This is a genomic window from Streptococcus sp. 1643 (assembly GCF_006228325.1).
GTDB lineage: Bacteria > Bacillota > Bacilli > Lactobacillales > Streptococcaceae > Streptococcus.
Map to the genome: position 1 here is coordinate 1,012,874 of NZ_CP040231.1, position 26,426 is coordinate 1,039,299.

Sequence of the window (26,426 nt, forward strand, 5' to 3'; positions counted from 1 at the left end):
AAAAATATGGGTATTTGTGATCTATAGTCATGAACTTCAACAAGAAAACTGGCTGTTTCTCTCAACAACCAGTTTTCAATTTTTAAGCTAATTTTTGACTGTTTTCCTTATGAAAGAAAAGTGAGGCGATAGCCAAAATACCAAAGGCTAGGCCGACATACCAGTAGGGTTGATCTAAGGTCGTTGAACGACCTGATAGATTGACAATTCCTCGAAAGAGCATTCCGGCTGTTAGGACTGCAACTGCCGAGTTCCACAAGTTTAGGCTGATTCGTCCTAGGTTTGGCATGATTTTCAACAAAAATGCAAGTATGGCGCCTCCTAGTAGAGGAACTGCAAAGAGATAGTGCATATGAAGCGACGTCTCCCCAAAACTAAGGAACTCGTAGATACGGCTAAATGCAAAGAAGAAAATAGTGAAAAGACTATAGCTAACGAGTATCTTTTTGAGGCGTTTGTTTTTGTTTTTAGTAACCGATGTAGACAATATCACTCACCGCCCTTTCTGATATCTTGCTTCCACCTGTAGTCGGTTTATTGATTACCTGACCGTTAAAGTAGAGAGTTGAGGATCCACCACCATCGAGGTTATAGGCTGTCTTCACTCCGTAAGATTTCATCACTTCTGCCATCTGGTAAAGTGATAAGCCTTTGCTTTCAGAGGTACGACCATCCGAAACGACGATGATGTAGTGATTTTCATCGATAATCCCGATGGCAGTACGAGGATTCGATGACATGGCCTGACCGACTTCTGTATTGGTATCAACAGATATTTCTCCATTCTCAACTAGAGACGGACCAAATGCCAGTAAATTGACGACACCGTCCTGAACCAACTGATCGGCTGAAACTTGGTCCTCGTAGATGATTTTAAAGGAGCCGTCCTTGTAAATAGCAAGGTCACCGTTACTAGCGTCTTCACGGACACTGTCCCGATAGACAACTCCATTACGGATAACATAACCAGAACTATTGGCTCCATAGTAGTCACCGTTGACAGCTAGAATAGCATTGTTTTCAGCAGCCGTTACAGAGGTTTTAGCTGTGACGTTGGTTCCATAGGAGTTTTGAGCTAGAGCTGTTTTCAGATAGTCCGATGAACTAAGGGTTATATCTGCCACATAGACTTGCGTTTCATTGACAGTCTTTTCAGTGAGGGTGACACTGATATTTCCATCTGAATAGCTAGTATCCGTCACCTGGGCATTTTTTGCTGCCTGACTTGCTGCTGCGGTGTTAGAGGCTGAGCCGGTATTAGATACAGTGGAAATCGTTTCAGCGAGTACAAAGGTCTTCAACATTGAATAGGTAAAGGAGCTTGTCAGGAGCAAGCCCAAGACCGAAGCGTATAGATAGGGTTTCTTTAAAACTTTCATAATGGGCTACAGGTCCTTTCTTTGAAAATAAAGCGAGTTTGAACTGTCCAAGAGAGAATAAAGAGCATGATTCCGACAAGAATCTTCGCAATCAGCAAATTGACTCCAAGACCTGAATTAAAGAGACGAATCAGGATGGTGTCTAAGATAAAGAGACCAACTGCTAATCCAAAATAACCTGTTCCTGTTTTAAAACTGCTCGCCTTGTTCTTAAAGACCAATTTTTTGTTGGTAGAAAAGTTAAAGATGGAGCTAGTCACACGTGCCAAACCATTTGAGAGGAGAACATGAAGACCTGTCGGAATAAAGCTCAAGCATAGAATAGAGAGAGCGTAGACCACATAATCTACGATAAAACTACTAAAAGACGAGAGAGCAAACTTTAAAATATTTTTATAAATCATCAAGCCATCTCGAATAGGTCGGAAGTGAGAAGCCTCATTGTCGTTGATATAGACTGTTTCAATCGGAACTTCTAAGAGTGGGTAGGCTTGACTTGCTTCGAGGAGCATGTTCATCTCGTATTCATACCGTTGTCCTTCTACCTTGAGCATAAAAGGGATCATATCCGTTGAAAAGGCACGTAATCCTGTCTGTGTGTCGGATACAGCGACACCCGTTTGCAGTTTAAACAAGATACGAGTCAAGCTATTTCCAAAGCGACTACGCAAGGGAACCTTGCCAGTAAAGGCACGGACACCAAGGACAAGTGTATTAGGATTTTCATTTGATTTGGTCAAGCTGCGAAATATGTCCCAGATCCTGTGCTGTCCATCTGCGTCTGCTGTAACCACAGTCCCTGGCTTATTGAGAGACTGAATGTGCTCAAAAGCTGTTTTCAGAGCTTGACCTTTTCCTTGATTGACCTGGTGGTGAAGCACCGTCGCAAAATCCTTCGCTCGAGCAAAAATGTCTTGGCATTCTGCCGAACTTCCATCATCAATGACAATGATGTAAAAATCGCTCTTATTGTGAATCTTTTCAATCAATTTGATGAGATTGTAGTCAGGTTCGTAAGCTGGAATAACTAGATAGTTCATATTTACACCTCTTTCTTTGATGATTGGAAAAGTATACAAGTAAATGCTTAAAAATTCCTTATACTTAAATTAAAGTAAAATCAGATTTATTGTTTTTCTCATAAATTCGTTCAATCAAAGAAAGAAAAACTCTGTAAAAGCTATCTTCTACAGAGTTCGATTTGCATCTTTATAAAATGTCAGAAAATGATCTAGTACTTAATCACTGGTATCCATAATTCCATTTGATAGTCTGGTGACGACATGTCTCCTTCAGTATAGACTTCAAAGTCTGGCGCTCCTGAGTGGCGATAGCCTGTTTCAGAGAAAAAGACCTCCAAGACATATTTCCAAGCATTGTGAATGCTAGCTGGTATAGGACCTTTGACTGGGACAATAGCATATTCAGCGGCTGGGATATCTTTGATGAACAGACCTAGCTCGTCTGCTTTGACTTTATCCGTCACATCATAAGCAGCCATGTAGTTGATGATTTCGCCTTCTTTGACATCCGAGCAGATGCCGAAGGATTGGCCACTGCCTAGGTTCTCTAGGCTTTCCAAGCTGTGATTGTTATAGAGATCCTCCCAAGCAGACGGGCACTGGCTATTGTCAATAGTTTCCAATAGGACGCCTGCCACGGACAAAGCAGGTTTCTTTTGAATCTTGATATCCATAGTCTTTCCTCCTGTGATTTTTAAGGATAATTGAAGTCTAGGAAAGACCCGATAAGGTTTTCCATTTCGAACTTCTGAGGGGGTTGCACCATGGAATTTCTTAAATGCTGCGCTGAAGGCGTCAGCAGACTCATAGCCGTATTTCAGTGCTATGTCAATGACTTTCTCAGCACCTTCCCGCAAGTCTGTCACAGCTTCTGACAACCTGCGATTGCGCAAGTATTCTGCTAATGTCATATCTGCCAGGATAGAAAATAGCCTGCTAAAGAGAGGGTAAGAATAGCCCGATAACTGCTGAAATCTTTTCATATCCACTTCTCCAGTCAGCTGCTGCTCCAAATAATCCATGGTTTGATTGAATTGATGCATCATATTCTTTTTCACCTCATAAAAGATACTAAGGCCGTTAAAAGCAAAGTGAAAATAGGAAAATTAACGTGGTTCTTCTAATTCTAGGCAATTTTTTCTTTTTCGCATAGCTTTTTGTCCGTGTTCAATTCTATCTATATTCTAACAAATACAAGATACTTCCACCCTAGAATCTTTGTACAAGATTTAAAGGTGTAAATTCTATAACTTATCTTTTAATTTCTCAACAAAGAGATAGGCTGCAGGGCAGGTCAAGGTATTCTTAATCGTCAAATGGTTGATTTGATGGATCTTTTTCCGGTCTGTATGGGGAAATTCACGGCAAGCCTTGGGACGAACGTCATAGATGGAACAGAGATTATCTCCTCCTAGAAAGGGGCAAGGCATGGATTTGAAAACTTTATCCCCATCTTCATCCACCTGAAGAAATTCCGCTTCAAAAGCCGGTAATTTCATCTTAAAGTACTTGGCGATACGGGTAATATCCGCTTCTTTGAAGTCGGGCCCCAAAGTCTTGCAACAGTTAGCACAGGCAGTACAATCAATCTCAGCAAAGACTTCTTGGTGAATCTGCTGCGCAATCTTATCTAAGTTTTTAGGAGGTTTTTTCTTTAGATTAGCTAAAACTTTACGATGCTCCTTCTGCTTTTGCAGTACTAGTTGGTGGTAATACTCAATATCAATTTCTTTAGACATAGTTTCTTTCTAATACAAGTGTTTTTGTCTATTATACCATAATCTCAGCCCCCTTTTTGCCCCCGGAACAGAAAAAAGCCCTTCGGAAAAAATCCGAGGGGCTTAAAACGTTGCTAAATCAACGGCCGAACTTTTGAATTTCAAGGTTCGGGATAAAATAGTTCACTGAACTATTTTATTTTTTCAAGTTGTAGAATGATTTCAATCCACGGTATTCAGCTACTTCACCAAGTTGGTCTTCGATACGAAGCAATTGGTTGTATTTAGCGATACGGTCTGTACGTGAAAGTGAACCAGTCTTGATTTGTCCTGCGTTTGTTGCAACTGCGATGTCAGCGATTGTTGAATCTTCAGTTTCACCTGAACGGTGTGATACAACTGCAGTGTAACCAGCTTCTTTCGCCATTTCGATAGCGTCGAATGTTTCAGTAAGAGTACCGATTTGGTTAACTTTGATAAGGATTGAGTTAGCAGCACCTTCTGCAATACCTTTTTCAAGGTAAGAAGTGTTTGTTACGAAGAAGTCGTCACCAACCAATTGAACTTTACCACCAAGACGTTCAGTAAGAGCTTTCCAACCGTCCCAGTCGTTTTCATCCATACCATCTTCGATAGTGATGATTGGGTATTTGTTTACCAATTCTTCAAGGTAGTCGATTTGTTCTGCAGCAGTACGTACAGCAGCGCCTTCACCTTCGAATTTAGTGTAGTCGTAAACTTTACGTTCTTTATCGTAGAATTCTGATGATGCACAGTCAAATCCGATAAATACGTCTTTACCAGGAACATATCCAGCAGCTTCGATCGCAGCAAGGATAGTTTCAACACCGTCTTCAGTTCCTTCGAAACGAGGAGCGAATCCACCTTCGTCACCTACGGCAGTTTCCAAACCACGTGATTTAAGGATTTTCTTAAGTGCGTGGAAGATTTCAGCACCCCAACGAAGAGCTTCTTTGAATGATGGTGCACCAGCAGGTACGATCATGAATTCTTGGAAAGCAATTGGAGCATCAGAGTGAGAACCACCGTTGATGATGTTCATCATTGGAGTTGGAAGAACTTTAGTGTTGAATCCACCAAGGTAGCTGTAAAGTGGGATTTCAAGGTAGTCAGCAGCAGCACGAGCTACAGCGATAGATACACCAAGAATTGCGTTTGCACCCAATTTACCTTTATTAGGAGTACCGTCAAGTGCGATCATAGCACGGTCAATAGCTTGTTGGTCACGTACATCGTAGCCGATGATTGCTTCAGCGATGATGTTGTTTACGTTGTCAACAGCTTTTTGTGTACCAAGACCACCGTAACGAGATTTGTCACCGTCGCGAAGTTCAACTGCTTCGTGTTCACCAGTAGAAGCTCCTGATGGAACCATACCACGTCCGAAAGCACCTGATTCAGTATAAACTTCTACTTCAAGTGTTGGGTTACCGCGTGAGTCTAGGACTTCGCGAGCGTAAACATCAGTAATAATTGACATTTTTTACTCTCCTTTGAGTTAAATTTTTTACACCTCTATGATACCTTAAAAATAAGCGTTTTTCAAGAAAAAACGTTATCTTTGTGCAAATTTTCCTTAACTTTATAAAGTAATCGCTTTCACAATTTCCTGTTTATCCACTTAAAATTATCAACTTGTTTAAATATGAAATCGTTATAACCTTTATTAATATTAATCAAAATAATAATTCATTTATGTCGATTAAACAAGTTCTACATTTAATTTTACAAGTAATTTAAAATATATGTCACAAGTGTTAGTATTTTACAATTCCATATCAAATACTTTATTCACTTTAAAAATTGAGTTAAATTTGATACTATACTATAAGAAAAATATTAAGGAGATCAAAAATGAAGAAGAAATTCTTATTAATTGTTTTATTTATATCAGTTATTTTACTTACTGCCTGTGCTAATAATAGTAGTAAGGTTGTAGAGAAGAACAGTGATGGTACTTCAACTATTACTTATACTGATGGTAGTGTAATTGGGACAAACGGTAAAGATTTTACATTTTTACAAGAAGATGGTTCATCAATTATTTATCTTGACAACGACAAGACCTATCAGTACCATGGTACTGACGGTAGTTTTGTCTCAAAAGATAGTGGTGGCTCTTATACCATTCAACTTCCTTCTGATGACAATGTCATCCTCTATGCAAATGGTTCATATTTAATTAATAACGCAGATGGGAGTTCTGAAACAGGTTCAAGCAAAGAAGAACTTAATAAATACTTGATTTCTAAAAATTTCACTGTATTTGCTGATCTTGATAAAAAGGTTGCAGACATTGTAGATTACGTAAAGAAAAATAACTAGATCATCTTATCTCTTTCATATTTTGAAGGAGATTTTATTTTGGAATTCAACTTGAATTATGGTAAAATCAATCTATGACAGATTTATCAAAACAACTACTTGAAAAAGCCCATGGCGGGCCGAAATTAAACCCTGACGAACAACGCCGCTATCTCGGCACTTTTGAGGAAAGAGTTCTTGGCTACGCGGATATCAGCACTGCCAATAGTTCTGAATTAGAACATGGATTTTTCTCTATTTTAGAAAGTTTTCAAGAAAAGGTAGAGATACTTTTTGTGAAGATCTCACCAAATATCGAGTTTGACAAACAGGTCTTTTACTTAAAGCAAGCAAAGGAAAGCAACTGTCAGGCGACTATTGTTTCAGACAATCATATCACCTCTCCTTTCGGTCTGGTCATTCATACAAATGAACCTGTTCAAGTAGAAGAAAAGGACCTTAGACTTGCATTTTCAAGTCTTTGGGAGGAGAAAAAGGCAGAGGCTCCTAAAAAATCTATTTGGAAGAAATGGTTTGGTTAATGATTTCTCATATTTAATAAACGACCAATATTAGTAGCTGTGTGCTCCAAATAGAGACTTGCATTTTTCAAACTGTCTTCCAAAGATTCACTTTTCTCTAAAATGGAAAAGGCTGCTTGTATATTTTCGAATGGTAGGAAAGGTAAATCCTCAGAAAGACTACCACAAATAGCGATAACTAGAACTCCTTCAGGAGTTCTTTTTGCTACACCGATAGGAGCTTTTCCAACAAAGCTTTGACTGTCCAGTCTACCTTCTCCAACGATAACCAAGTCTGCCCCTGCAACCTTCCTGTCAAAGCCAATCAAATCCAAGCAAGTATCAATCCCAGATACGATACTGGCCTCAGCAAAGGCACAGAGCCCAGCCGCAATCCCACCCCCAGCTCCTACTCCATTGAGAGAGAGGATTGCTGGTGAAAATTTTTCATAGAACCGCTGTATAGCCAAATCTACTGTCTCAAACAAAGCAGGATCCAAGCCCTTTTGTTTTCCAAATGTATAGGTTGCCCCTTGATGACCACATAAAGGGCTCGCGACATCTGCTAAAATGCGGATTTTCACATCTTCAGGAATCCTATACAGCTTGCTATTTGAAACTGACTCGAATTCAAGCAAAGTCTGACCGCAAGCTGGCAATTCTTTTCCACTCTTATCATAAAAACGATAACCTAAACCAGCAGCAATACCTATCCCGCCGTCATTACTAGCCGTACCACCAACTCCGATATAGATTTCTTTCATCCCTTGATCAACGAGATGGCGAATCAACTCTCCGATACCTTTGGTTTGGATGTGAAGGGGATTTCGTTTCTCCCGCGGAATCTTTCCAAGACCAACCAAGTCAGCAACTTCAAAGAGCGCTATTTGATCTTTATAAAAGTAGCGCATGGCTTCTTTTAGGCCAAAAGGTCCTGTCACTTGGAACCATTTTTCTTCTAGTTCAAGAGAATGTCGGATAGCGTCTACAGTTCCTTCCCCGCCATCACCTACAGGGCAAAGCAGACATTCTACATTTGCTATCGATTTTTGGAAGCCCCTTTTTATAGCTTGAGCGACCTCTTCTGCCGTCAAACTTTCTTTAAAAGAATCGGGTGCAATTACAATTTTCATAGTTCCTCTCATTCTAAGAAATCAATCAAAGGTAGAACTTCCAAAAAATCCCTCGTATCTACACGACAAGCTATCTCGGATTTTACGACCTCTTTGGCACAAAATGCAATACCACGTCCTGCTGATTTCAACATCAAGAGGTCATTGGCGCCATCACCGATGGCAATCGTTCTTTCTTTGGAAAGTCCTGATTCCTTTCTCCATTTCTTAAGCGTATCTTGTTTTACTTGACCTGTCACAATTTCACCAACTAGTCGACCTGTTAAAAAACCGTCTTTGACTTCCAACTGGTTGGCAGAGAAATAGGAGATACCAAGGGATTTTGCTAATCTCTCAACTATTGGTGCAAATCCACCAGACACTAGACCGACTAGAATACCCTTCTTTTGAAGTACGGAGATAAATTCTTGAGCATTTTTGGACAGATGGATGGATTTGAAGACAGTATCAAAAACCGAGACCGGAAGACCTTTTAACAAAGCTACCCTCGCTCGTAAGCTTGTTTCAAAGTCCAGTTCACCTCGCATTGCATGGCTTGTAATCTGCGATATTTCTTCTTCGCAACCTGCTTCTCTTCCTAAAAGATCAATCACTTCCTCTGCTATCAGGGTGCCGTCAACATCCATGACACACAAGCCTTTTACTTGAGACATAAACTTTCCTTTCTAAACAGCCCAAAAATCGTATGAAAGAATCATACGATTTTATCTATTAGTTGACTAAACTATGGTACAAGTCCAGGTAAGATTTGCAGGCTGTATCCCATGAGAAATCACATTCCATAGCTTGTTTTTGTAGATTTCTCCAAACTTCTGGCTGGTACTTATAAACATCCAAGGCTGTTTGGAAACTCCAGTTAAGCCAGTAAGGTGTTAAATTATCAAAGCTAAATCCAGTTCCACTTCCTTCGATTGGATTGAAGGATTGAACTGTATCTCTTAGTCCACCAACCTCATGAACCAATGGTAGAGTTCCATAGCGCATCGCCATCATTTGAGACAAGCCGCATGGTTCAAAACGACTTGGCATGAGGAAGAGATCACAAGCTGCGTAGATTTCTTGAGCAAGTTTGACATCAAAAGTGATATTTGCTGATAGCTTGTCTGGATAGACTTGCGCAAACCAGGAGAAGGAATGTTCAAAAGCAGGATCTCCTGTTCCTAAAAGGACTATTTGAACGTCCTCCTGTAAGAAACGATGCAAACTTTCTACAACAACATCAAAACCTTTTTGGCGTGTCAAACGAGAGACAATCCCAACTAGCGGAACATCTGCTCTCACAGGCAACCCAACTCTCTCTTGCAATTTTGCTTTGTTTTGAGCTTTTCCAGACAAATCTTCTTTATCAAAATGATAGTCTAAAAGTGGGTCTGTTTGAGGATTATAAAGATCTGCGTCAATACCATTGACAATACCTGAAACCTTACCTGACTCCATCCGAAGAATCTGGTCCAAACCGCAACCAAACTGACTGGTCATAATCTCGTGCGCATAGCTAGGGGAAACGGTTGAGACACGATCCGCGTAGAGAATACCTGATTTCATCCAGTTGAGACAATCATTCCAGCGAAGCGTTCCATCAGCATAGCGTTCAAACCCAACACCGAACAAATCCCACAACATTCCTTCAGAAAATTGACCTTGAAATTCCAAATTATGAATGGTTAAAACGGTTCTGATTCCTTGATAAGCCTGAATCCAATGGTACTTTTCTTTTAACAAAAAGGGAATCATGGCTGTGTGGTAATCATGAACATGGAGAAGGTCAGGGATAAAGCCGATGCGTTCCATGGCTTCAAGAGCAGCCAGTTGGAAAAAAGCAAAGCGTTCACCATCGTCAAAATCACCGTAGACATGACCACGGAAGAAATAATACTGATTATCAATGAAGTAGAAGGTTACACCATTCAAAACCGTTTTCTTAATACCACAGTACTGTCTACGCCATCCTACACTAACTTCAAAGTGGAGAACATCCTCTATCTGGTCTCCGAACTTAGCTTCTACCATATCATAATAAGGCAAGAAAACTGCAACTTCGTGCCCCGCTTTTACAAGTGATTTGGGAAGTGCGCCAATAACATCGCCCAAACCACCTGTTTTTGAAAAGGGTGCTCCTTCTGCCGCTACAAATAAAATTTTCATGAATAAATGTCCTCTGTTACTGTTTCACCCTTCTTAACTACAACTGGATGTTCTGCTGTGCCTCGAATGACAACACCGTCCGCAACTTCAACTCCTTTGTCTAGGATGGCATATTCAACTTGGGCACCTTGACCAATCACAACTCGAGGGAATAGAATGCTGTCCTTCACCACACTATCTTTGTGAACATAAATGTTACGAGATAGGACTGACTGAACTACTTCACCCTCAATGATACTACCAGAAGCAAACTGAGAACTTCTTACTTTTGAAGTATTCGCATAGTAGGTTGGTTCTTCATTCTTAACTTTTGTATAAATCTTTTGATTTGGTGAGAAAAGAGAGTAGAATTTTTTAGATTCAAGCATATCGATGTTTGCTTGATAATAGGACTGAACAGAATGAATGTTCGCTAAGTAGCCTGTGTATTCGTAAGCAAAAGCTCCTTCTTTTGCAGCTAAATCACGAAGAACATAGCGTAACTTTTCAGGATATTCTTTCTGAGCTTCTTCTTCAAGTCGTTCAATCAACCAAGGAGTATCCACAACAAAGATATCTGTAGACATGTTGAAGAGTTCATCCGTAGATTTGTTATCAAAGAGTTTGTGCGAACGAACATGGTCAGTTTCATCAATTTCTAAGATAGCATTCACATCTGAAATGTCTTTCTTCGGAAGTTTCTTATATACAACTGTGATCGGACCATTTGTTGTATTGTGTAGGTGGAAGACTTGATTCAAGTCAATATTCACCAGCACATCGCAGTTAATCGAAACGGTTTGGTTTGAACCTGAACGTCTCAAGTAGGTGAGAAGCTGTTGGTAATACTCTTTTCCAACTGTACTGCTTTCAACACGAGTATTGTAAATTCCTAGATAGTAGTGACTTAGAAGGGTTGACAAGCCCCACTCACGACCTGAACGGATATGGTCGAAAACTGAGCTGATATTATCTTGTTGGAAAATACCAAAGATACTACGAACACCTGCATTTGCAAGACTGGAAAGGGGGAAGTCAATCAAACGGTATTTCCCACCGAAAGGCAAGCTAGCCACCGGACGGTGTTCTGTTAACGTTGACATATCATGAAAACCAACTGTGTTTCCTAAAATGGCTGAATATTTATCAATCTTCATCTGTTGCTACCCCCACTACTTCATTGTATCCTACTACTTGTACTTCGTCCGTTCCGTCAATCTCTACGCCGTCAGCAATAATGGCACCCTCACCAATGATAGCACGAGTAATCTTTGCGCCATGGCCAATAATAGCTCCGCTCATGATGACAGAATCAACGACCTCAGCGCCTTCACGTACTTGTGCTTCTGTTGAAAGAATCGAACGTTTTACAGTTCCATCTACAAAACAGCCATCCACGACCAATGAATCTTCAACGTGTGCATGCGCACCAAAGTAGTTTGGTGGTGAAATCAAGTTTCTAGAGTAAATTTTCCACTGACGATTGCGGCTATCCAAGGCATTTTCTGGCGAAATGTACTCCATATTAGCTTCCCAAAGTGACTCAATCGTACCAACATCTTTCCAGTAGCCATTAAATTCATAAGCATAGACACTTTCACCAGACTCGAGATAGTTAGGGATAACGTTCTTCCCAAAGTCTGACATATCCACATTGCTCTTTTCAGCAGCAACAAGCATATTGCGAAGTCGTTTCCAGTCAAAAATATAAATCCCCATCGAAGCCTTTGTAGACTTAGGTTGCGCAGGTTTTTCTTCGAATTCAACGATACGGTTATTGGCATCTGTATTCATGATACCGAAACGGCTAGCTTCTTTGAGAGGTACGTCTAGGACAGCTACTGTCAAACTGGCATTGTTATCCTTGTGGGACTGAAGCATATCATCGTAGTCCATCTTGTAGATGTGGTCACCAGAAAGAATCAAAACATACTCAGGATTAACACTGTCGATGTAGTCAATGTTTTGGTAGATAGCGTGACTAGTCCCTTCAAACCAACGGTTTCCTTCGCTGGCTGAATAAGGTTGTAAAATAGAGACACCTGAATTGATACCATCCAATCCCCAGCTAGAACCATTTCCGATATGGTTATTCAAAGCAAGAGGTTGGTATTGCGTAATCACACCAACATTATGGATTCCAGAGTTTGCACAGTTGGAAAGAGCAAAGTCAATGATACGGTAGCGCCCACCGAATTGCACTGCCGGTTTGGCAATGCTTTGAGTGAGTTTTCCGAGACGTGTTCCTTGCCCACCCGCAAGGATCAAAGCTAGCATTTCATTCTTCATTTTCTACTCCTTTATAAAGACATGTGAACGTTAAAATCGAAGGAAGGTCGGAAGTCAAACTTTTATAAAAATAATAGGAAATCCATTTCTCTTGTGTTTCAAGTCCAATACAAGTACATCCGTTTTTAAAATCTAAAAAATTGTAATCAACAGCTCATTATTCTTTTTTCTTAGCTGGTTTCAAACGACGCTTGATCTTCCAGATACTTGCTCCCATGGCAGGCAAGGTAAAGGTCAAAGTCTGCTCATAATCTTTCCATAAGCCTTCTTGAGTCTGAACTGTTTGATTGTGTTCTTTCCACACACCTCCCCATTCTTCTAATTCTGTATTCCAAACTTCTTCGTAAATACCTGCAACAGGTAAACCAATCGTAAAGTCCTTACGTTCAACTGGTGCCATATTAAAGACACAGACTAACATTTCGTCCTTCTTGCCCTTACGAATAAAGGAAAGGACACTCTGATCTCTATTATCAGCATCGATAATCTCGATACCATCATAACTAGTATCAATTTCCCAAAGACAGCGATGGTCTTTATAGAATTGATTGAGTTGAGAAGTAAAATGCTTCATCTTGGCATTCATCGGATCTTCTAGATTAGACCATTCCAACTGCTCTTCAGACTTCCATTCTAGGAATTGCCCGTACTCACTACCCATGAACAAGAGTTTCTTACCTGGATGACAAATTTGATAGGTGTAGAGATTACGCAGACCAGCGAACTGATTGTAGCGATCTCCCCACATCTTATGCATCATACTCTTCTTGCCATGAACCACTTCATCATGTGAGAAAGGTAGGAGATAGTTTTCATTGAAAACATACATAAAGCTGAAAGTCACAAGATTAAAGTCATACTTGCGATAAATCGGATCTTCCTCGTAGAAACGGAGAATGTCGTTCATCCAGCCCATATTCCATTTATAGTCAAATCCAAGGCCGCCCATTTCTTTCATACCAGTAATCTTTGTTGCTGATGAACTTTCTTCTGCAATCATCATGATATCTGGATGAGCTAACTTAATCACTGTGTTTAAACGTTGAAGGAAATAATAACCTTCATAGTTAAGGTTTCCACCGTCTTTGTTTGGAGTCCAAGGAGCATTATCATAATCTAGGTAAAGCATATTGCTCACTGCATCGACCCGAATACCATCTAAGTGGTAAAAATCAATCCAAAATTTAATACTTGAAATTAAGAAAGACTGGACCTCATTTTTCCCGAGGTCAAAATTCAGCGCACCCCATCCGTAGTTGTGAGCCTTGTTGTGGTCTTGATATTCAAAAGTTGGTGTACCGTCATAATATGCCAAGGCATCATCATTAATAGTGAAATGACCTGGAACCCAGTCGACGATAACACCGATATTATTTATATGACACTCTTCAACGAAATCTTGGAACTCCTCAGGTCTGCCATAGGAATGTTCAAAAGCAAAGTAACCCATAAGCTGATAGCCCCAGCTCAATCCAAGTGGGTGAGCCATTAAAGGCATGAACTCAATATGTGTATAGTTCATCTCAACTAAGTATGGAATCAACTCGTCTTTCAGTTGCGAAAAAGTATAGGGACTACCATCTGGATTTCTCTTCCAAGATCCTGCATGGGCCTCGTATATATTAACTGGTCTCTCGAAAAATCCCAGACGTTTGCGACGTGCTAGCCAAAGACCATCTTTCCATTTCTTTTCACGGATATTGGTCAGAACTGCTCCTGTACCCGGTCTAGCTTCAAAATAAACTGCCAACGGATCAATCTTCATAATCTGGTGACCATTTGCACGCGTGATATGATATTTATAAATCTGACCTTCCTGAGCCTGACTAGTAAAGACTTCCCAAACACCTGCTTCATTACGAACCATAGGAATTTGATTCTCAACCCAATTAGTAAAATCACCAACTAGATGAACTGCTTGTGCATTTGGTGCCCAAACCCTAAAGGTATAGCCTATTTCTCCGTTTTTCTCCTCTCTATGCGCTCCTAAATAATGCTGGAGGTGAAAGTTTTCACCTGTAGTAAAGGTTCTTAATGCTTCTTGATTATTCATTGAATCCCCTTTCTTTTGTAAGCGTTTTCTATAATTCTATTATACACTCTTTTAAGATAACTTTCAAGTAATTTACGAAGGAAATCATATTTTTTTATGAAAGCCATCAAAAAATTACCTAGCATTTTAAAAAAGATATACTGAAAATAGAATACGAAACAATTTCCATATATTTTTTTATTATAATACCAGAATATTCGTTTTTTATCAATTTTTTACTGTATTATTTTGAAAAAAATAAAATCAGGAAGTTATTTTCCTGATTTTATAAATTATCTCACATCAAAAACAATGGATTTGACATTTGTCATCGCTTCGATACTATATTTAATTCCTTGCACTCCTGCACCAGAACCTTTTACACCAAGGAATGGGAAATTATCTGGTCCACGTTGTGTTTTATTATTAATATGAACGGTTCCCACTTCAAGTTTTTCAGCAATTTCAAACGCCTTCTTAAAGTCATTTGTAAAGACTGAAGATTGAAGACCGAATTCTGATTCATTAGCAATTTCTAGTGCTTCGTTAGCATCTGCAACTCGGATAATTGGGAGAACAGGTCCAAATGGTTCTTCCCAGGCTAATTTCATATCTCTTGTGACATAATCAAAAAGTCCTGGCCAAATGAGATTGTTCTCACGTTTGATTGGGCTGAGCGCTTTGGCTCCTTTTTCCTGAGCATCTTCAATCAATCCCCAGATGAAATCAGCTGAAGCATTATCAATAACAGGTGTGATATCTGCATTGTCAAATGGATCACCGACTGTTAGCTTAGTAACTTCAGCTTGGAGCAATTCAGCCAATCTGTCTGCTACGCTTTCCACAACCAAAACACGTTTGATAGCGGTACAACGCTGACCAGAGTAGCTAAAGGCACCACCTACGATCTGCTTAGCTGCATTTTCTAAATCTGCATCTTCTAAAACAATTGCTGCATCTTTCCCGCCAAGTTCCAGCATAATTGGGCGCATACCAGCTAAACGACCAATACGCTCCCCAATCGGTGTTGAACCTGTAAAGTTAATGAAATTTACTTCCTTGTGTTCGATGATGTAGTCTCCGATTTCAGAACCACGTCCAGTTATGGTGTTAAAGACACCTGCTGGGATTCCGGCTTCGTCAAATGCTTTAGCCAACAAAAGACCAGAAATAGATCCTTGTGTTGGTGGTTTAAACATAACGACATTTCCGGCAATCAATGCCGGAGCAATCTTAGATCCAGAAAGGTTGACTGGGTAGTTAAATGGCGCAATAGCTAACACAACTCCAACTGGCTCACGACGGACAACGGCTAGTTTGTTTTTACTTGCAGCTTCAAAACCGCCACCTTCCATTGCTTGTCCAGTGATACGGAGACCTTCCTCAGCAGCAAAACGAATCAATTCTGCTGTACGTACTACTTCTCCAATGGCTGCTTTAATTCCTTTTGCAACCTCTTTGGCAAGAATGGTACCAATTTTTTCTTTATCTCGTTCCAAAATGTCTGCTGTCTTATGCAAATAAGCTGCACGCTCAACTGGTGCTAAATCACGCCATGCTGGGAGAGCTGCACGCGCTGCTTTCATAGCCTCATCTACTTCAGCCTGACTCATAGCTGGTACTGTACCTAGCTTTTCTTGATTGATGGGAGAATAGATGGCAATTTCATTCTCTGATGATTTCCATTTTCCATTCACTAAATTCTGATAATGTGTCAAATTCTCTTCCTCCTGAAAATGATTAAAACTTATTTTATCAAATTTTCAGAAAATTACAACCCCTTTTTGGAAAATATTGATATTTTTTTCACAAACTTGATTCTTCAAATTATTTGAAATTTATTCCTATTAGATATTGGTTTTTCAATAAAAATCAAAAAAGGTCTAGAGTTAACTAAACCTTTTTGTGGCATTTACTATGAAAGTACCTTCAAGACTGCAACGCTGATATCATCAATCACATTAGACTCTTGAGAACGACTATTGGACACAAGCATTTCAAGATTTCCTGCATTTTCAAAGTAGAAGGAAGTTCCCTTGGCATTGAATACCACCAATAAGTGCTCTGCTCCACCGTGAATTTCGTAAACAATCCATCCACTATTTTCAGCAGCCGTATGGACGAAGACATGACGATAAACTTCTTCGTATGTAGGATAAGAGAAAGCACGCCTTTGTGTTTTTAGGCGAATAATCTGGCGAATAAAGTCAATGCTCTCTTGTCTCTCATTGATTAAATCCCAATTGACCTGGTTGACACTATCTGGAGCATTGTAACTATTCATGGCCCGTTCTCTATCTGCCGGAGTCAGCTCGCCATTTTCTCCTGTAGCAAGGAGTTTGGTGCGTCCAAATTCTTGACCCAGCTCTATAAAGGACATGCCTTGCATAAGAATGCTCATCGCTGTTGCTGTCTCGACCTGTCGCATAATCTTATCTGAACTATGATCTGGATGAAGGGTTACTAACAAATCATGCAAGTTGTAATTATCATGGGCTTCCACATAGTTAAGTACTTGGTTTGGACTAAGATATGAACCCAACTCTCGGCTACCAAGAATAGCTTTGGCTACAATCGGTTCTGTAGCTGCACCACTAACAAATCCTGCTTTAATTGAGCCATAAACTTCTCCTCCTTTGATGGCATCACGCTGATTGTCGTTGAAGAATCCAATATTTGGCATCTGGTAGGCATTATCCTTCTTGGCCTTATCATAAGGTGCAAGACCTGTCCCCATATCCCAGCCTTCTCCATAGGTGATAATACGAGGATCAACTTCATCAAGTGCCCAACGGATTGCCTGCATGGTTTTAACATCGTGAATTCCCATCAAGTCGAAACGGAATCCGTCAATATTGTATTCTTTCACCCAATAAAGAAGTGAGTCAATCATATACTTGCGGTACATTTCGTGTTCGCTTGCGGTTTCATTTCCTACACCAGTGCCGTTTTGGAAGGTTCCATCTGGATTCATACGATAGTAATAATCAGGAACAGTTGTTTGGAAAGGTGCATCGACCGTTGAAAAGGTATGGTTGTAAACGACATCCATAATGACACCGATTCCTGCATCATGATAAGCCTGAATCATGGTCTTGAGGTCTCGAATAACCTGTCCAGGATCATCTGGATTACTAGAGAAACTTGGTTCTGGCGCATTGTAGTTTTGAGGGTCATAACCCCAGTTATAGGTTACATTCCCGTCCTCGTCATATTCCTTATGGCGATCAAAGATTGGTTGGAGTTGAACATAATTACAGCCGAGTTCTTTGATATAATCAAAGGCTGTTGCTTGACCATACTGGTTAATCGTTCCTGTCTGCGCAGCCCCAAGGAAGGTCCCTCGAAGGTTTTCTGGAACTCCAGATGTCGGCGATTTTGTAAAATCACGAATATGCATCTCACAGATAACGGCTTTACATGGATTTTCCAAACGCCAAGGGGCGTCTGTCCCATGTTTGACTTTAAATCCTTCTACCTGTCTATCTTGCTGAGAGAGGATGACAGAACGTTTCCCATCAGGACTTGTAGCGATAGTGTATGGGTCTCGTATCAAGGTCTGGTGGTGCGGAAACTCAATCTGATACTGATAGGCTTTACCTGCAAGATTTTCATCCAGGTCTACACTCCAAACACCAATGGTATTGTACTTATGACTATATGAATAGCTATTCCCACGCTCAAGATTAAAGGTTTTCCAAATCGGCGCGTCGTTACTTGTATTTTCATAAACGACCACTTGAACTGCTGTAGCTGTTGGAGCCCAGAGTTTAAAGCTTGTCTGGTAGTCAGAGATACTATAGCCCAACTCTCCTTGGTATCCCCAATGGTGATCAAAACTTTCACTGTGAAAGGCTTTATCAAAAGCAAACGGGTTTCGATCTTTATAGCAAGGACTTGCAATGGCTGGATTTTCAGAATAATAAACCGTCTCATCACCATCCAAAATCCAAACCTCAGTCAACAGTGGATAATAGTTAAACCGTAGGAGATAGTCTTTTGTTTTTCCATCTATTTCGACAGAAAAGACCAAAGTATCTAGCCTTTCTGCACTTGTGACTGTAAAGGAGAATTTTGCTCCAAAATAGTCATTTTCATAATACAAATTTTCTTTAACATCTGCCTGTTTTCTACTGAATGAACAAGCATCATAATCCCCGTTCTTTCGGTGAAAATGGATGACTACAGGGTATCTATACATTTCTTTTCCTAATTCCTAATTTCAATTTTAATTTTTTAAGTCATGCTGAAGGTTTTAACGGGAATTTCAGCACAATAGAGAATAGTTTAATAGATATAAAAACACATCAGGAGAGATAGTTCCAGACTATCTTACATCTAGTTTTCAACTATTCCTTACAAACTTTCTAGCCAAGCTTCATCTCTAACTTCGATACCAAGTTCTTGCGCTTTCTGGAGCTTGCTTCCTGCATCTGCTCCTGCTACGACAAGATTCGTTTTCTTAGATACACTTCCTGTAACTTTGGCACCAAGGCTTTCGAGTTTACTTTTGGCTTCAGAACGTGTGAGACGTTCCAATTTTCCAGTTAATACAACGGTCAAACCTGACAAGGCCGCATCCGCAACTACTGTCTGTCCTTTGTAGTCCAGATTGACTCCAGCTTCTTTCAACTCGTCTAAGAGAATCTTCGACCCTTCTGTAGCAAAATAAGTCTGAAGACTTTGAGCAATCACACTACCCAAGCTCTCGATACTTGCTACTTCCTCAGGATCAGCTTGGGCTAGATTTTCAATCGTATGGAAATGTTGGAGCAAGAGTTGGCTAGCCTTGCTTCCGACATGGCGAATTCCCAGACCAAACAAGAGCTTTTCAGCAGAATTTTCCTTGGATGCTTGAATGGCCTGATATAGTTTAGAAGCAGACTTTTCCTTGACGCCCTCTAAAAGAAGGAAATCGTCTTCTTTCAAATGGTAAATATCTGCCACATCCTTAACCAGATTAGCAGCAAAAAGCTTTTCAACGATAGATGGACCAAGCCCTGTAATATTCATGGCGTCTCGAGAAGCAAAGTGAATCAAACCTTCCATGATTTGGGCAGGACATCGTGGATTGATACAACGAAGAGCCACTTCATCTTCAAAATGAAGCAACTGACTGTCACAGCTCGGACAGTTAGTCGGAATATCTAGTTTTTCTTCAGAAACACGCTTGGACTCTACTACACGCAAAACAGCAGGGATGATATCTCCAGCCTTATAAACGATAACCGTATCATCTTTGCGGATATCCTTTTCAGCAATATAATCTACATTGTGCAGTGTTGCACGGCTAACAGTTGTCCCAGCAAGCTGAACAGGTGTTAGATTTGCAGTCGGAGTCACAACACCCGTACGGCCTACCGTCCAGTCAACTGAAAGGAGCTGGGCTTCTTTTTCTTCAGCGGGAAATTTATAGGCGACTGCCCACTTAGGTGCTTTAACGGTAAAACCGAGTTCTTCTTGACCTGCAAGGTCATTGACCTTGATTACCACTCCATCGATATCGTAAGGCAGTTTCTCCCGTTCTTGTCCTATTTCTTGGATAAAATCCCATATCTCATCTATGCTTTTTGCCAATATTCGTTTAGGATTAACTACAAAGCCAAGTTGTTCAAGATGCTCCAAGACCTTTTCTTGGCTATCACGAGTAGAAGGGCTTGCTTCTTGATAGAGGAAAGTTGCAAGATTGCGTTTGGCTACTACTGCTGTATCCAACTGACGCAAAGTGCCTGCTGCCGCGTTACGAGGATTGGCAAATTCAGGCTCCCCATTTTCTTGGCGAGCTTGGTTGACCTGATCAAAGGAAGCGCGTGGCATATAACACTCTCCACGAACGGTGATATCTAGTTCTTCTGGCAAGGTCAAAGGAATGTCCTTAACACGCTTGAGGTTTTCTGTGATATTTTCACCAACAGAACCATCCCCACGTGTCGCACCGACTACCAAAATTCCCTTTTCATACGTAAGCGAGATAGACAAACCATCGATTTTCAGCTCGCAAATATAGGTCGGGTGGGGTAATTCCTTTCGCACACGCGCATCAAAAGCTTCTAACTCTTCACGTGAAAAAGCATCCTGCAAACTATAAAGAGGATACTGATGACTGTATTTTTCAAAACCATCTAAAACCTTACCACCAACACGATGAGTCGGACTGTCCGCTAAAACTTGATCTGGATAGGCAGCTTCCAATTCGACCAACTCTCGGTAGAGGCGATCATACTCGCTATCTGAAACTGAGGGATTGTCACTCGTATAGTACTCGTTCGCATAGCGGTTAAGTAAGGCAACTAACTCATTCATTCTTTCATTCATAATCCCATTTTACCACAAAGCAAGCCCTCCTCACAATAGAGAAGGACTGAAAAATGGTTTGTAGTGTAATATTTTCTAAAAAAGAGAAATTATAACTCTTTTTCAAAATGACTTCGCACATAAACGAGGGATAGACAAGACAGGACAATAACCCCGCTTCCAATTATCAGAAAAGAAGAGAGATCGACACTTGGTAGCACCGTCATAAAGCCTTTTGCAATCGGCATAAATAGGATGGCTAAGGTAAAAATGGTGCTTAGTACTCTTCCCAAGTATTCCCCCTCAACCTTGGTTTGCACCTGAGTAAAAAAGTGAATATTAAAAATCGTCATAAACAGTTCACAAACTAAATTTCCAGAAAAGGAAAGAAAAGTTGGCAGTGGTAATCCCATCATAAATACTCCAACTCCAGTCAAGGCCAATAGAATCAAAAGATTATAAACACCTGCCTTTATTTTGCTAGCTAGAAGAGCTCCGATAATCGAACCAATAGCACCCATAGTCAAAATAGTTGCATAAGCTCCTTCTACCCCATATAGTCGATTTGAAAAAGGGAGGAGAAATTCAAAAGCTGCAAAAAAGAAATTAACACTGGAAGCTACTACCAAAAGGAAAAAGATCTCTTGCTGGCGCCAAATATAGCGAAGCCCTTCTTTCATATCAGCAAAAATATTTTTCCAGCTGAAAGTCTTTTTCTCTTGTAACTGAGTCTCTTTTTTGGGAAGGAAAGCTACTAAGGTAAATGCAATGAAAAAACTAATGGCATCTAAAACAAGAGTCATATGGAGACTGGCAAATTGTAAAACGAGAAAAGAAAGCACCGGAGAACTAACTCCTACAATCTGTAAAACTAACTCCAAGCGAGAGTTATAGGTCACTATCTCGTCTTTCTCTACAACCTCAGTTATAATGGCTTTATTGGCTGTACGAGAAAATGCAAAGGCAACTGCCTGAACAATATTTGCGAAGATCAGAGCAGCAATCATCAAGCTATCATTTCTGATGAAAGAAATAGCTAAACAGAGAATGCCACAAATCAAGTCTGTCGTCATCAAAATTTTGCGACGCGAAAATCGGTCTGAAATCACTCCTCCAAAGGGATTGACCAGAATCGATGTGACGAGTTCAGAAATTTGATAAATCCCAAGAACAGTCTGTCCTATCGTTCCCATTGATGCCAACCAAACACTGTTTCCATAGTCATAGAGCATATTCCCTACCTTATTAATAGCCCCACGACTAATCAACTGGATTGCATGTCGATTCATATAAAAAGCTCCTCTCAAATTTTGAAACTATTGTATCAAAACTGAAAGGAGCCTCTTTATTTTTCCCTTATTTGGGAAATTTAAGCATTTACAAATTTTTCATAATGTTCCTGATAGTAAGCCACTTGCTCTGGAAGTCCAAGCACATCAAAAATATGCATAGCCTCCTGCATCTGACTACACCCCTCTTCTTTCAAGTCTATCTGGTAGAGGGCGAAACCTTTGAGATAATGGAAGATATTGCGCTCATAAAGCTTGATACCATTTCCAATCAACTTCTCCACATAGCCCTCAAAATAGTCCGCATCCATAAAGGATCGATTTTCCAAACAATGCTGGTAACAGTTAAGAGCTAAAATCAAAACAAGTTTACGATGCCGACCAATTTCTTTGTAGTAGTCTTCTCGCTCCATAACTTCTCTGCCAATCCGAGCCACATAGTCCACATTGTAGAAAGTATAGAGATTTCCGAAAAGAATCAACTCATACATGGTCCATTCTTCTGTTTGAAAAAGATAATCTGCTACCTTTTCCAAATCACACTGCCTCATCGTGTAATGAGCATCTCTTTGACAAATCAGTCCTTGTAGCAGAATCCAATTCAGCTCAAAATAGAGGGGATTGGTCGAATTCTTAGCCTTTTCAAGTTGTTCTCTTTGAAGCTTTTGAAAACCTGCAATATTATTTGAGTAGTAAAGCGGAATAATCTGTGCCATCAAGGCAACATGTTCATGATTTTGAAAATCCCTAGCCTTGTCCATGAAATTTTCAATAGTCACATGAATATTGTCCAAAATCTCAAAGAACCTAGAAACTGCTAGATCAGACTCCCCAAGCTCGAAGCGAGATAACTGAGAGGTTGAACATGATTCACCTGCCGCCTCTTTCAAGGAGTACTTCCCACTTGTTCGAAATTCACGAAAAACCTTTCCTAGATGTTTCATCTTTACACCTGCTCTGATAATTCTTCCCACTCAAGCATGGCTTCTTCCTGACGATGGCTAATTTTGTCCAGTTCTGTCTGAAATTCCATGAGTTTTTCAGCATCGTTGGTTTCCAGCATTTTTTCAGAAATGGCTTGGCTTTGAGTTTCTAACTCTTCGATTTCAGCCTCTAAACTCTCTATTTGGCGCATGAGCTTACGGGCTTCTTTCTGACTTTCTTTCTGGGCCTGATAGTCATTAGCTGGGCTTGCTTCTTTTGCTTGATTGCTAATTAAAGCTTCCTCAGCCTGAGCCATTTCTACTTCTGTTTTCTTTTCAACATAGTAGTCATAATCTCCAAGGTAGAGGGTTGAGCCGTTTTCAGACAATTCCAGTACATGAGTGGCTACACGATTGATAAAGTAACGGTCATGACTGACAAACAGAAGGGTCCCATCAAAATCAATCAGAGCATTTTCTAACACTTCCTTGCTATCAATATCCAAGTGGTTGGTCGGCTCGTCCAAAATCAAGAAGTTATTGTTTTCCATTGAAAGTTTGGCAAGCAACATACGAGCTTTCTCGCCACCTGACAACATGCCTACTGATTTTTTGACATCATCTCCTGAAAAAAGGAAGGCGCCAAGACGGTTGCGAATTTCAACTTCTGGAGTCAGTTTAAAATCATTCCAGAGTTCATCCAGAACAGTATTACTCGGTGTTAGCTTACTTTGAGTCTGATCATAGTAGCCAACCTCAACATTGGCTCCAAATCGCTTTTCTCCCTTGATAAAAGGAATCTGGTCTACTATCGACTTGATAAAGGTTGATTTCCCGATGCCGTTTGGTCCAACGATGGCAACAGCATTCATTTTACGAAGGTCAAGATTGATAGGTTCTGACAATATTTCCCCATCATAGCCAATAGCCGCATTTTCAACAGTCAAAACGACATTTCCCGACGTTTTTTCAGACTGGAAGGTCATATTAGCTGATTTCTTGCCAGCTTCAGGCTTGTCCAAACGCTCCATTTTTTCTAGTTGTTTACGGCGAGATTGGGCACGCTTGGTCGTTGAAGCTCGGACTAGATTGCGATTGACAAAGTCTTCTAGAGCAGCGATTTCCTTTTGTTGCTTTTCATAGTTTTTTGCCTCAGTAGCTAGCTTTTGCTCCTTCAACTCAACAAAACGAGAATAATTGCCCACATAACGATCCAAGGAATGCTTGGTCAAATCCAGTGTAACCGTCGCAACCTTATCCAAAAAGTAACGGTCGTGACTGACAATAATGAGGGCGCCGCTATAGTTCACCAAGTAATTCTCTAACCAAGCAATCGTTTCAATATCCAAGTGGTTGGTTGGCTCGTCCAAGACTAAGAGATTGGGCTTTTCAAGGAGCATTTTAGCCAGTGCCAGACGGGTATTTTGACCACCCGAAAGCTCGGCAATTTTCATCTGCCACATAGACTCGTCAAACTTGAAACCATTCAAGATAGCGCGGATATCAGCTTCGTAGGTAAAGCCACCAGCCTGACGGAAATTCTCTGATAAACGATCATAATCCGCCATCAGTTTATCCAAATCCTCACCAGACTTTTCACCCATCTCCAACTCCATCTGACGCAGTTGTGTCTCTGTCCGACGCAAGTCATCATAGACGTGAAGCATTTCATCGTATATGGTATTCTCAGACTCAAAACGGCTATCTTGAGCTAGGTAAGACAGAGAGATATCTTTTTTCTTATTGATTTCTCCACTAGTTGGCTCCTCTTCTCCAACCAAAATCTTTAAAAGAGTAGACTTACCTGCACCATTTTTCCCAACAAGAGCAATCCGGTCTCGTTCATCTACTTGCAGGTTGATATGTTCAAAGAGAACCTCACCAGCAAAAGATCGTTCAATTTTATTAGCTTGTAAAATAATCATATCTCTATTTTACTATCTTTTTCTCTTTTGCACAATTGCAACAAAAAAAGTTCGAGTCATAAACTCGAACCTTTCATCTTAGTATCCAATGCCTCCACGGAATGTGCGAGCCATATCTTTTAAGTCATAGTTTTTAGAAGAGGTATCAATGGTCCATTTACCATCTTTCTTGGTCATTTTAATTTCATAACCCTCTTTTTTCATGTTATCACTAGTGTCTAGTGGAGTTGAATCAAATTGACTTGGTGCATTTTCTAAAATGTATTTTTCACCAGCTTTCATAGCTTCTGAGTAGTTGCTATATTTACCTTTGTTTTCTTCGTAGAATTTACGGCTCAATTCATGAACATTCAAATTATCCAAGTCGATTGTTTCTGGTCTAACATAAACAACAGCATAGTCTGGCAAATATGTCTTCACTTTATAATCAACTTTTGCTCTCTTAGCATTTGCTTTGATGTAGGCATCTGCGAATGTTCTAAGTTCTGAATCAGACGGTTTGTAGTTATAGAAGCCTTTTCCGAATGATTCTGTAAATTTCTTGATAAACTCTTCTTTATCAGCTTTCGCATCGTTTGTGAATTCAGCACTATTATCAGAAGATTTTTTATCATCAGCAAGTGCTACAACTTGCGACTTATTATCAGTAGCGCTCAGGTTCGTTCCACCACCAGAACTTTCCCCATTAAGATAAACAGCATCAACATATTTTTTCATAACATCTTTAGCTTCATCAATATGATCTTCGTACTGACTTGGATCCACCTTGATTGCTACATCGTTATTCTTTTTAGAATTTTCTTTGATATCATCGTAAAAGCTAGGCGCAAAGTGGAGTTCATACTTAGCGTTCTTGTCAACCTCATACACTACATAACCAGCAACGCTCTTTCCTTTAGAAAGACTGTCTCCATATGACATAAACTTAGTTTTACTGTCGCTTTCGTGGATTTGAATTGGTTGTAATTTTTCATCTTTTTCATTATAAAGCGTAATATCTTGGCTAGTAAAACTAAACTGTTTATCACGATTGTTCTTGATTTCGACTTGAAGTGCAAGGTAGCTTGAAGATGAATCTTCGTCTTTAGGCAATACAAACATACCGTCTTTTACAGAAACTTCAAAGTTTGAGTTTGAGGCAGTACCATTGTCGCTTGCTTTTTTTTGAGCTCCACAGGCAACAAGTGCTAAAGCTGATAAAAGCAAAGCAGAATGCTTAAGAATTTTTTTCATAATGGATTCTCCTTTAATGATTTACTATATTTTACCATACGCACTATAAAATTCAAAACAGAAACCAGATATTTTCAAAATATCTTAAATTTATAGAGTTTTACATTAAATTTTTCTATACCTTCATTTGATACATTAAAGAATTCTTTATAAAATAAATAGAATATAACAATATTTACGATTTATTTTATTTAAAATCCCACAAAAATACTATAACTT

The 26,426-nt window shown here is 39.9% G+C and carries 21 protein-coding genes; 2 read left to right on the forward strand and 19 right to left on the reverse strand.

Annotated features, from left to right (window positions below; genetic code table 11):
* Nucleotides 1-82: 82 nt before the first annotated feature.
* From FD735_RS05395 to eno, 6 genes are all read right to left on the reverse strand, one after another.
* The gene (locus FD735_RS05395) at nt 83-493 is read right to left on the reverse strand and encodes a hypothetical protein (protein ID WP_139658668.1); all 411 of its coding nucleotides are present in this window, start codon (nt 491-493) and stop codon (nt 83-85) included.
* Complete coding sequence (locus tag FD735_RS05400; protein WP_070567417.1) at nt 468-1,379, reverse strand: phosphodiester glycosidase family protein; 912 nt, start codon at nt 1,377-1,379, stop codon at nt 468-470. Before FD735_RS05400 ends, FD735_RS05395 begins: the two co-directional genes overlap by 26 nt.
* Nucleotides 1,376-2,419, reverse strand: a complete 1,044-nt coding sequence (locus FD735_RS05405; RefSeq protein WP_001108588.1) for a bifunctional glycosyltransferase family 2/GtrA family protein — start codon at nt 2,417-2,419, stop codon at nt 1,376-1,378. The genes FD735_RS05400 and FD735_RS05405 overlap by 4 nt, the downstream gene beginning before the upstream one ends.
* A gap of 191 nt (nt 2,420-2,610) precedes the next feature.
* Nucleotides 2,611-3,447 (reverse strand): AraC family transcriptional regulator, encoded by an 837-nt coding sequence (locus FD735_RS05410; RefSeq protein ID WP_139658669.1) that lies wholly within the window; start codon nt 3,445-3,447, stop codon nt 2,611-2,613.
* A 198-nt stretch (nt 3,448-3,645) separates the two neighbouring features.
* On the reverse strand, nt 3,646-4,140 hold the full coding sequence (locus tag FD735_RS05415; RefSeq protein WP_139658670.1) for a YkgJ family cysteine cluster protein: 495 nt from the start codon (nt 4,138-4,140) through the stop codon (nt 3,646-3,648).
* Nucleotides 4,141-4,315: 175 nt separating this feature from the next.
* On the reverse strand, nt 4,316-5,620 hold the full coding sequence (gene eno, locus FD735_RS05420) for a surface-displayed alpha-enolase (RefSeq protein ID WP_000022821.1): 1,305 nt from the start codon (nt 5,618-5,620) through the stop codon (nt 4,316-4,318).
* A 374-nt stretch (nt 5,621-5,994) separates the two neighbouring features.
* On the opposite strand from eno, the gene FD735_RS05425 reads away from it, so the two are divergent.
* Both FD735_RS05425 and FD735_RS05430 read left to right on the forward strand, forming a co-directional pair.
* Nucleotides 5,995-6,465, forward strand: coding sequence for a hypothetical protein (locus FD735_RS05425; protein WP_139658671.1), 471 nt, complete (start codon nt 5,995-5,997; stop codon nt 6,463-6,465).
* A gap of 74 nt (nt 6,466-6,539) precedes the next feature.
* Entirely contained in the window at nt 6,540-6,986 is a 447-nt protein-coding gene (locus FD735_RS05430; RefSeq protein ID WP_139658672.1) for a DUF1694 domain-containing protein, read from the forward strand.
* Here FD735_RS05430 and FD735_RS05435 read toward each other — a convergent pair.
* From FD735_RS05435 to FD735_RS05495, 13 genes are all read right to left on the reverse strand, one after another.
* Complete coding sequence (locus tag FD735_RS05435; RefSeq protein ID WP_139658673.1) at nt 6,983-8,098, reverse strand: glycerate kinase; 1,116 nt, start codon at nt 8,096-8,098, stop codon at nt 6,983-6,985. The genes FD735_RS05430 and FD735_RS05435 overlap by 4 nt on opposite strands.
* An 8-nt stretch (nt 8,099-8,106) precedes the next feature.
* Nucleotides 8,107-8,751 carry a phosphoserine phosphatase SerB gene (serB, locus tag FD735_RS05440; protein WP_139658674.1) on the reverse strand — a complete coding sequence of 215 codons (645 nt, stop codon included), beginning with the start codon at nt 8,749-8,751 and terminating at the stop codon, nt 8,107-8,109.
* A 58-nt stretch (nt 8,752-8,809) separates the two neighbouring features.
* Entirely contained in the window at nt 8,810-10,243 is a 1,434-nt protein-coding gene (gene glgA / locus FD735_RS05445; protein WP_139658675.1) for a glycogen synthase GlgA, read from the reverse strand.
* A complete protein-coding gene (gene glgD / locus FD735_RS05450; protein WP_000687055.1) occupies nt 10,240-11,379 on the reverse strand; it encodes a glucose-1-phosphate adenylyltransferase subunit GlgD in 1,140 nt (379 codons plus the stop codon). The genes glgA and glgD overlap by 4 nt, the downstream gene beginning before the upstream one ends.
* Nucleotides 11,369-12,511, reverse strand: coding sequence for a glucose-1-phosphate adenylyltransferase (locus FD735_RS05455; protein ID WP_000787250.1), 1,143 nt, complete (start codon nt 12,509-12,511; stop codon nt 11,369-11,371). Before FD735_RS05455 ends, glgD begins: the two co-directional genes overlap by 11 nt.
* 157 nt (nt 12,512-12,668) lie before the next feature.
* Entirely contained in the window at nt 12,669-14,564 is a 1,896-nt protein-coding gene (gene glgB, locus FD735_RS05460) for a 1,4-alpha-glucan branching protein GlgB (RefSeq protein WP_139658676.1), read from the reverse strand.
* Between the two features lie 272 nt (nt 14,565-14,836).
* The gene (locus FD735_RS05465) at nt 14,837-16,261 is read right to left on the reverse strand and encodes an NADP-dependent glyceraldehyde-3-phosphate dehydrogenase (RefSeq protein ID WP_139658677.1); all 1,425 of its coding nucleotides are present in this window, start codon (nt 16,259-16,261) and stop codon (nt 14,837-14,839) included.
* A gap of 197 nt (nt 16,262-16,458) precedes the next feature.
* A complete protein-coding gene (gene pulA, locus FD735_RS05470) occupies nt 16,459-18,744 on the reverse strand; it encodes a type I pullulanase (protein ID WP_139658678.1) in 2,286 nt (761 codons plus the stop codon).
* Between the two features lie 155 nt (nt 18,745-18,899).
* Nucleotides 18,900-20,858, reverse strand: coding sequence for an NAD-dependent DNA ligase LigA (gene ligA / locus FD735_RS05475; protein ID WP_139658679.1), 1,959 nt, complete (start codon nt 20,856-20,858; stop codon nt 18,900-18,902).
* Nucleotides 20,859-20,947: 89 nt separating this feature from the next.
* The gene (locus tag FD735_RS05480) at nt 20,948-22,126 is read right to left on the reverse strand and encodes an MFS transporter (RefSeq protein WP_139658680.1); all 1,179 of its coding nucleotides are present in this window, start codon (nt 22,124-22,126) and stop codon (nt 20,948-20,950) included.
* A gap of 80 nt (nt 22,127-22,206) precedes the next feature.
* Nucleotides 22,207-23,070 (reverse strand): MutR family transcriptional regulator, encoded by an 864-nt coding sequence (locus tag FD735_RS05485; protein WP_139658681.1) that lies wholly within the window; start codon nt 23,068-23,070, stop codon nt 22,207-22,209.
* A 2-nt stretch (nt 23,071-23,072) separates the two neighbouring features.
* On the reverse strand, nt 23,073-24,974 hold the full coding sequence (locus FD735_RS05490; protein ID WP_139658682.1) for an ABC-F family ATP-binding cassette domain-containing protein: 1,902 nt from the start codon (nt 24,972-24,974) through the stop codon (nt 23,073-23,075).
* 78 nt (nt 24,975-25,052) lie between these two features.
* Nucleotides 25,053-26,207, reverse strand: coding sequence for a DUF4352 domain-containing protein (locus FD735_RS05495; RefSeq protein ID WP_125391804.1), 1,155 nt, complete (start codon nt 26,205-26,207; stop codon nt 25,053-25,055).
* Nucleotides 26,208-26,426 lie beyond the last annotated feature (219 nt).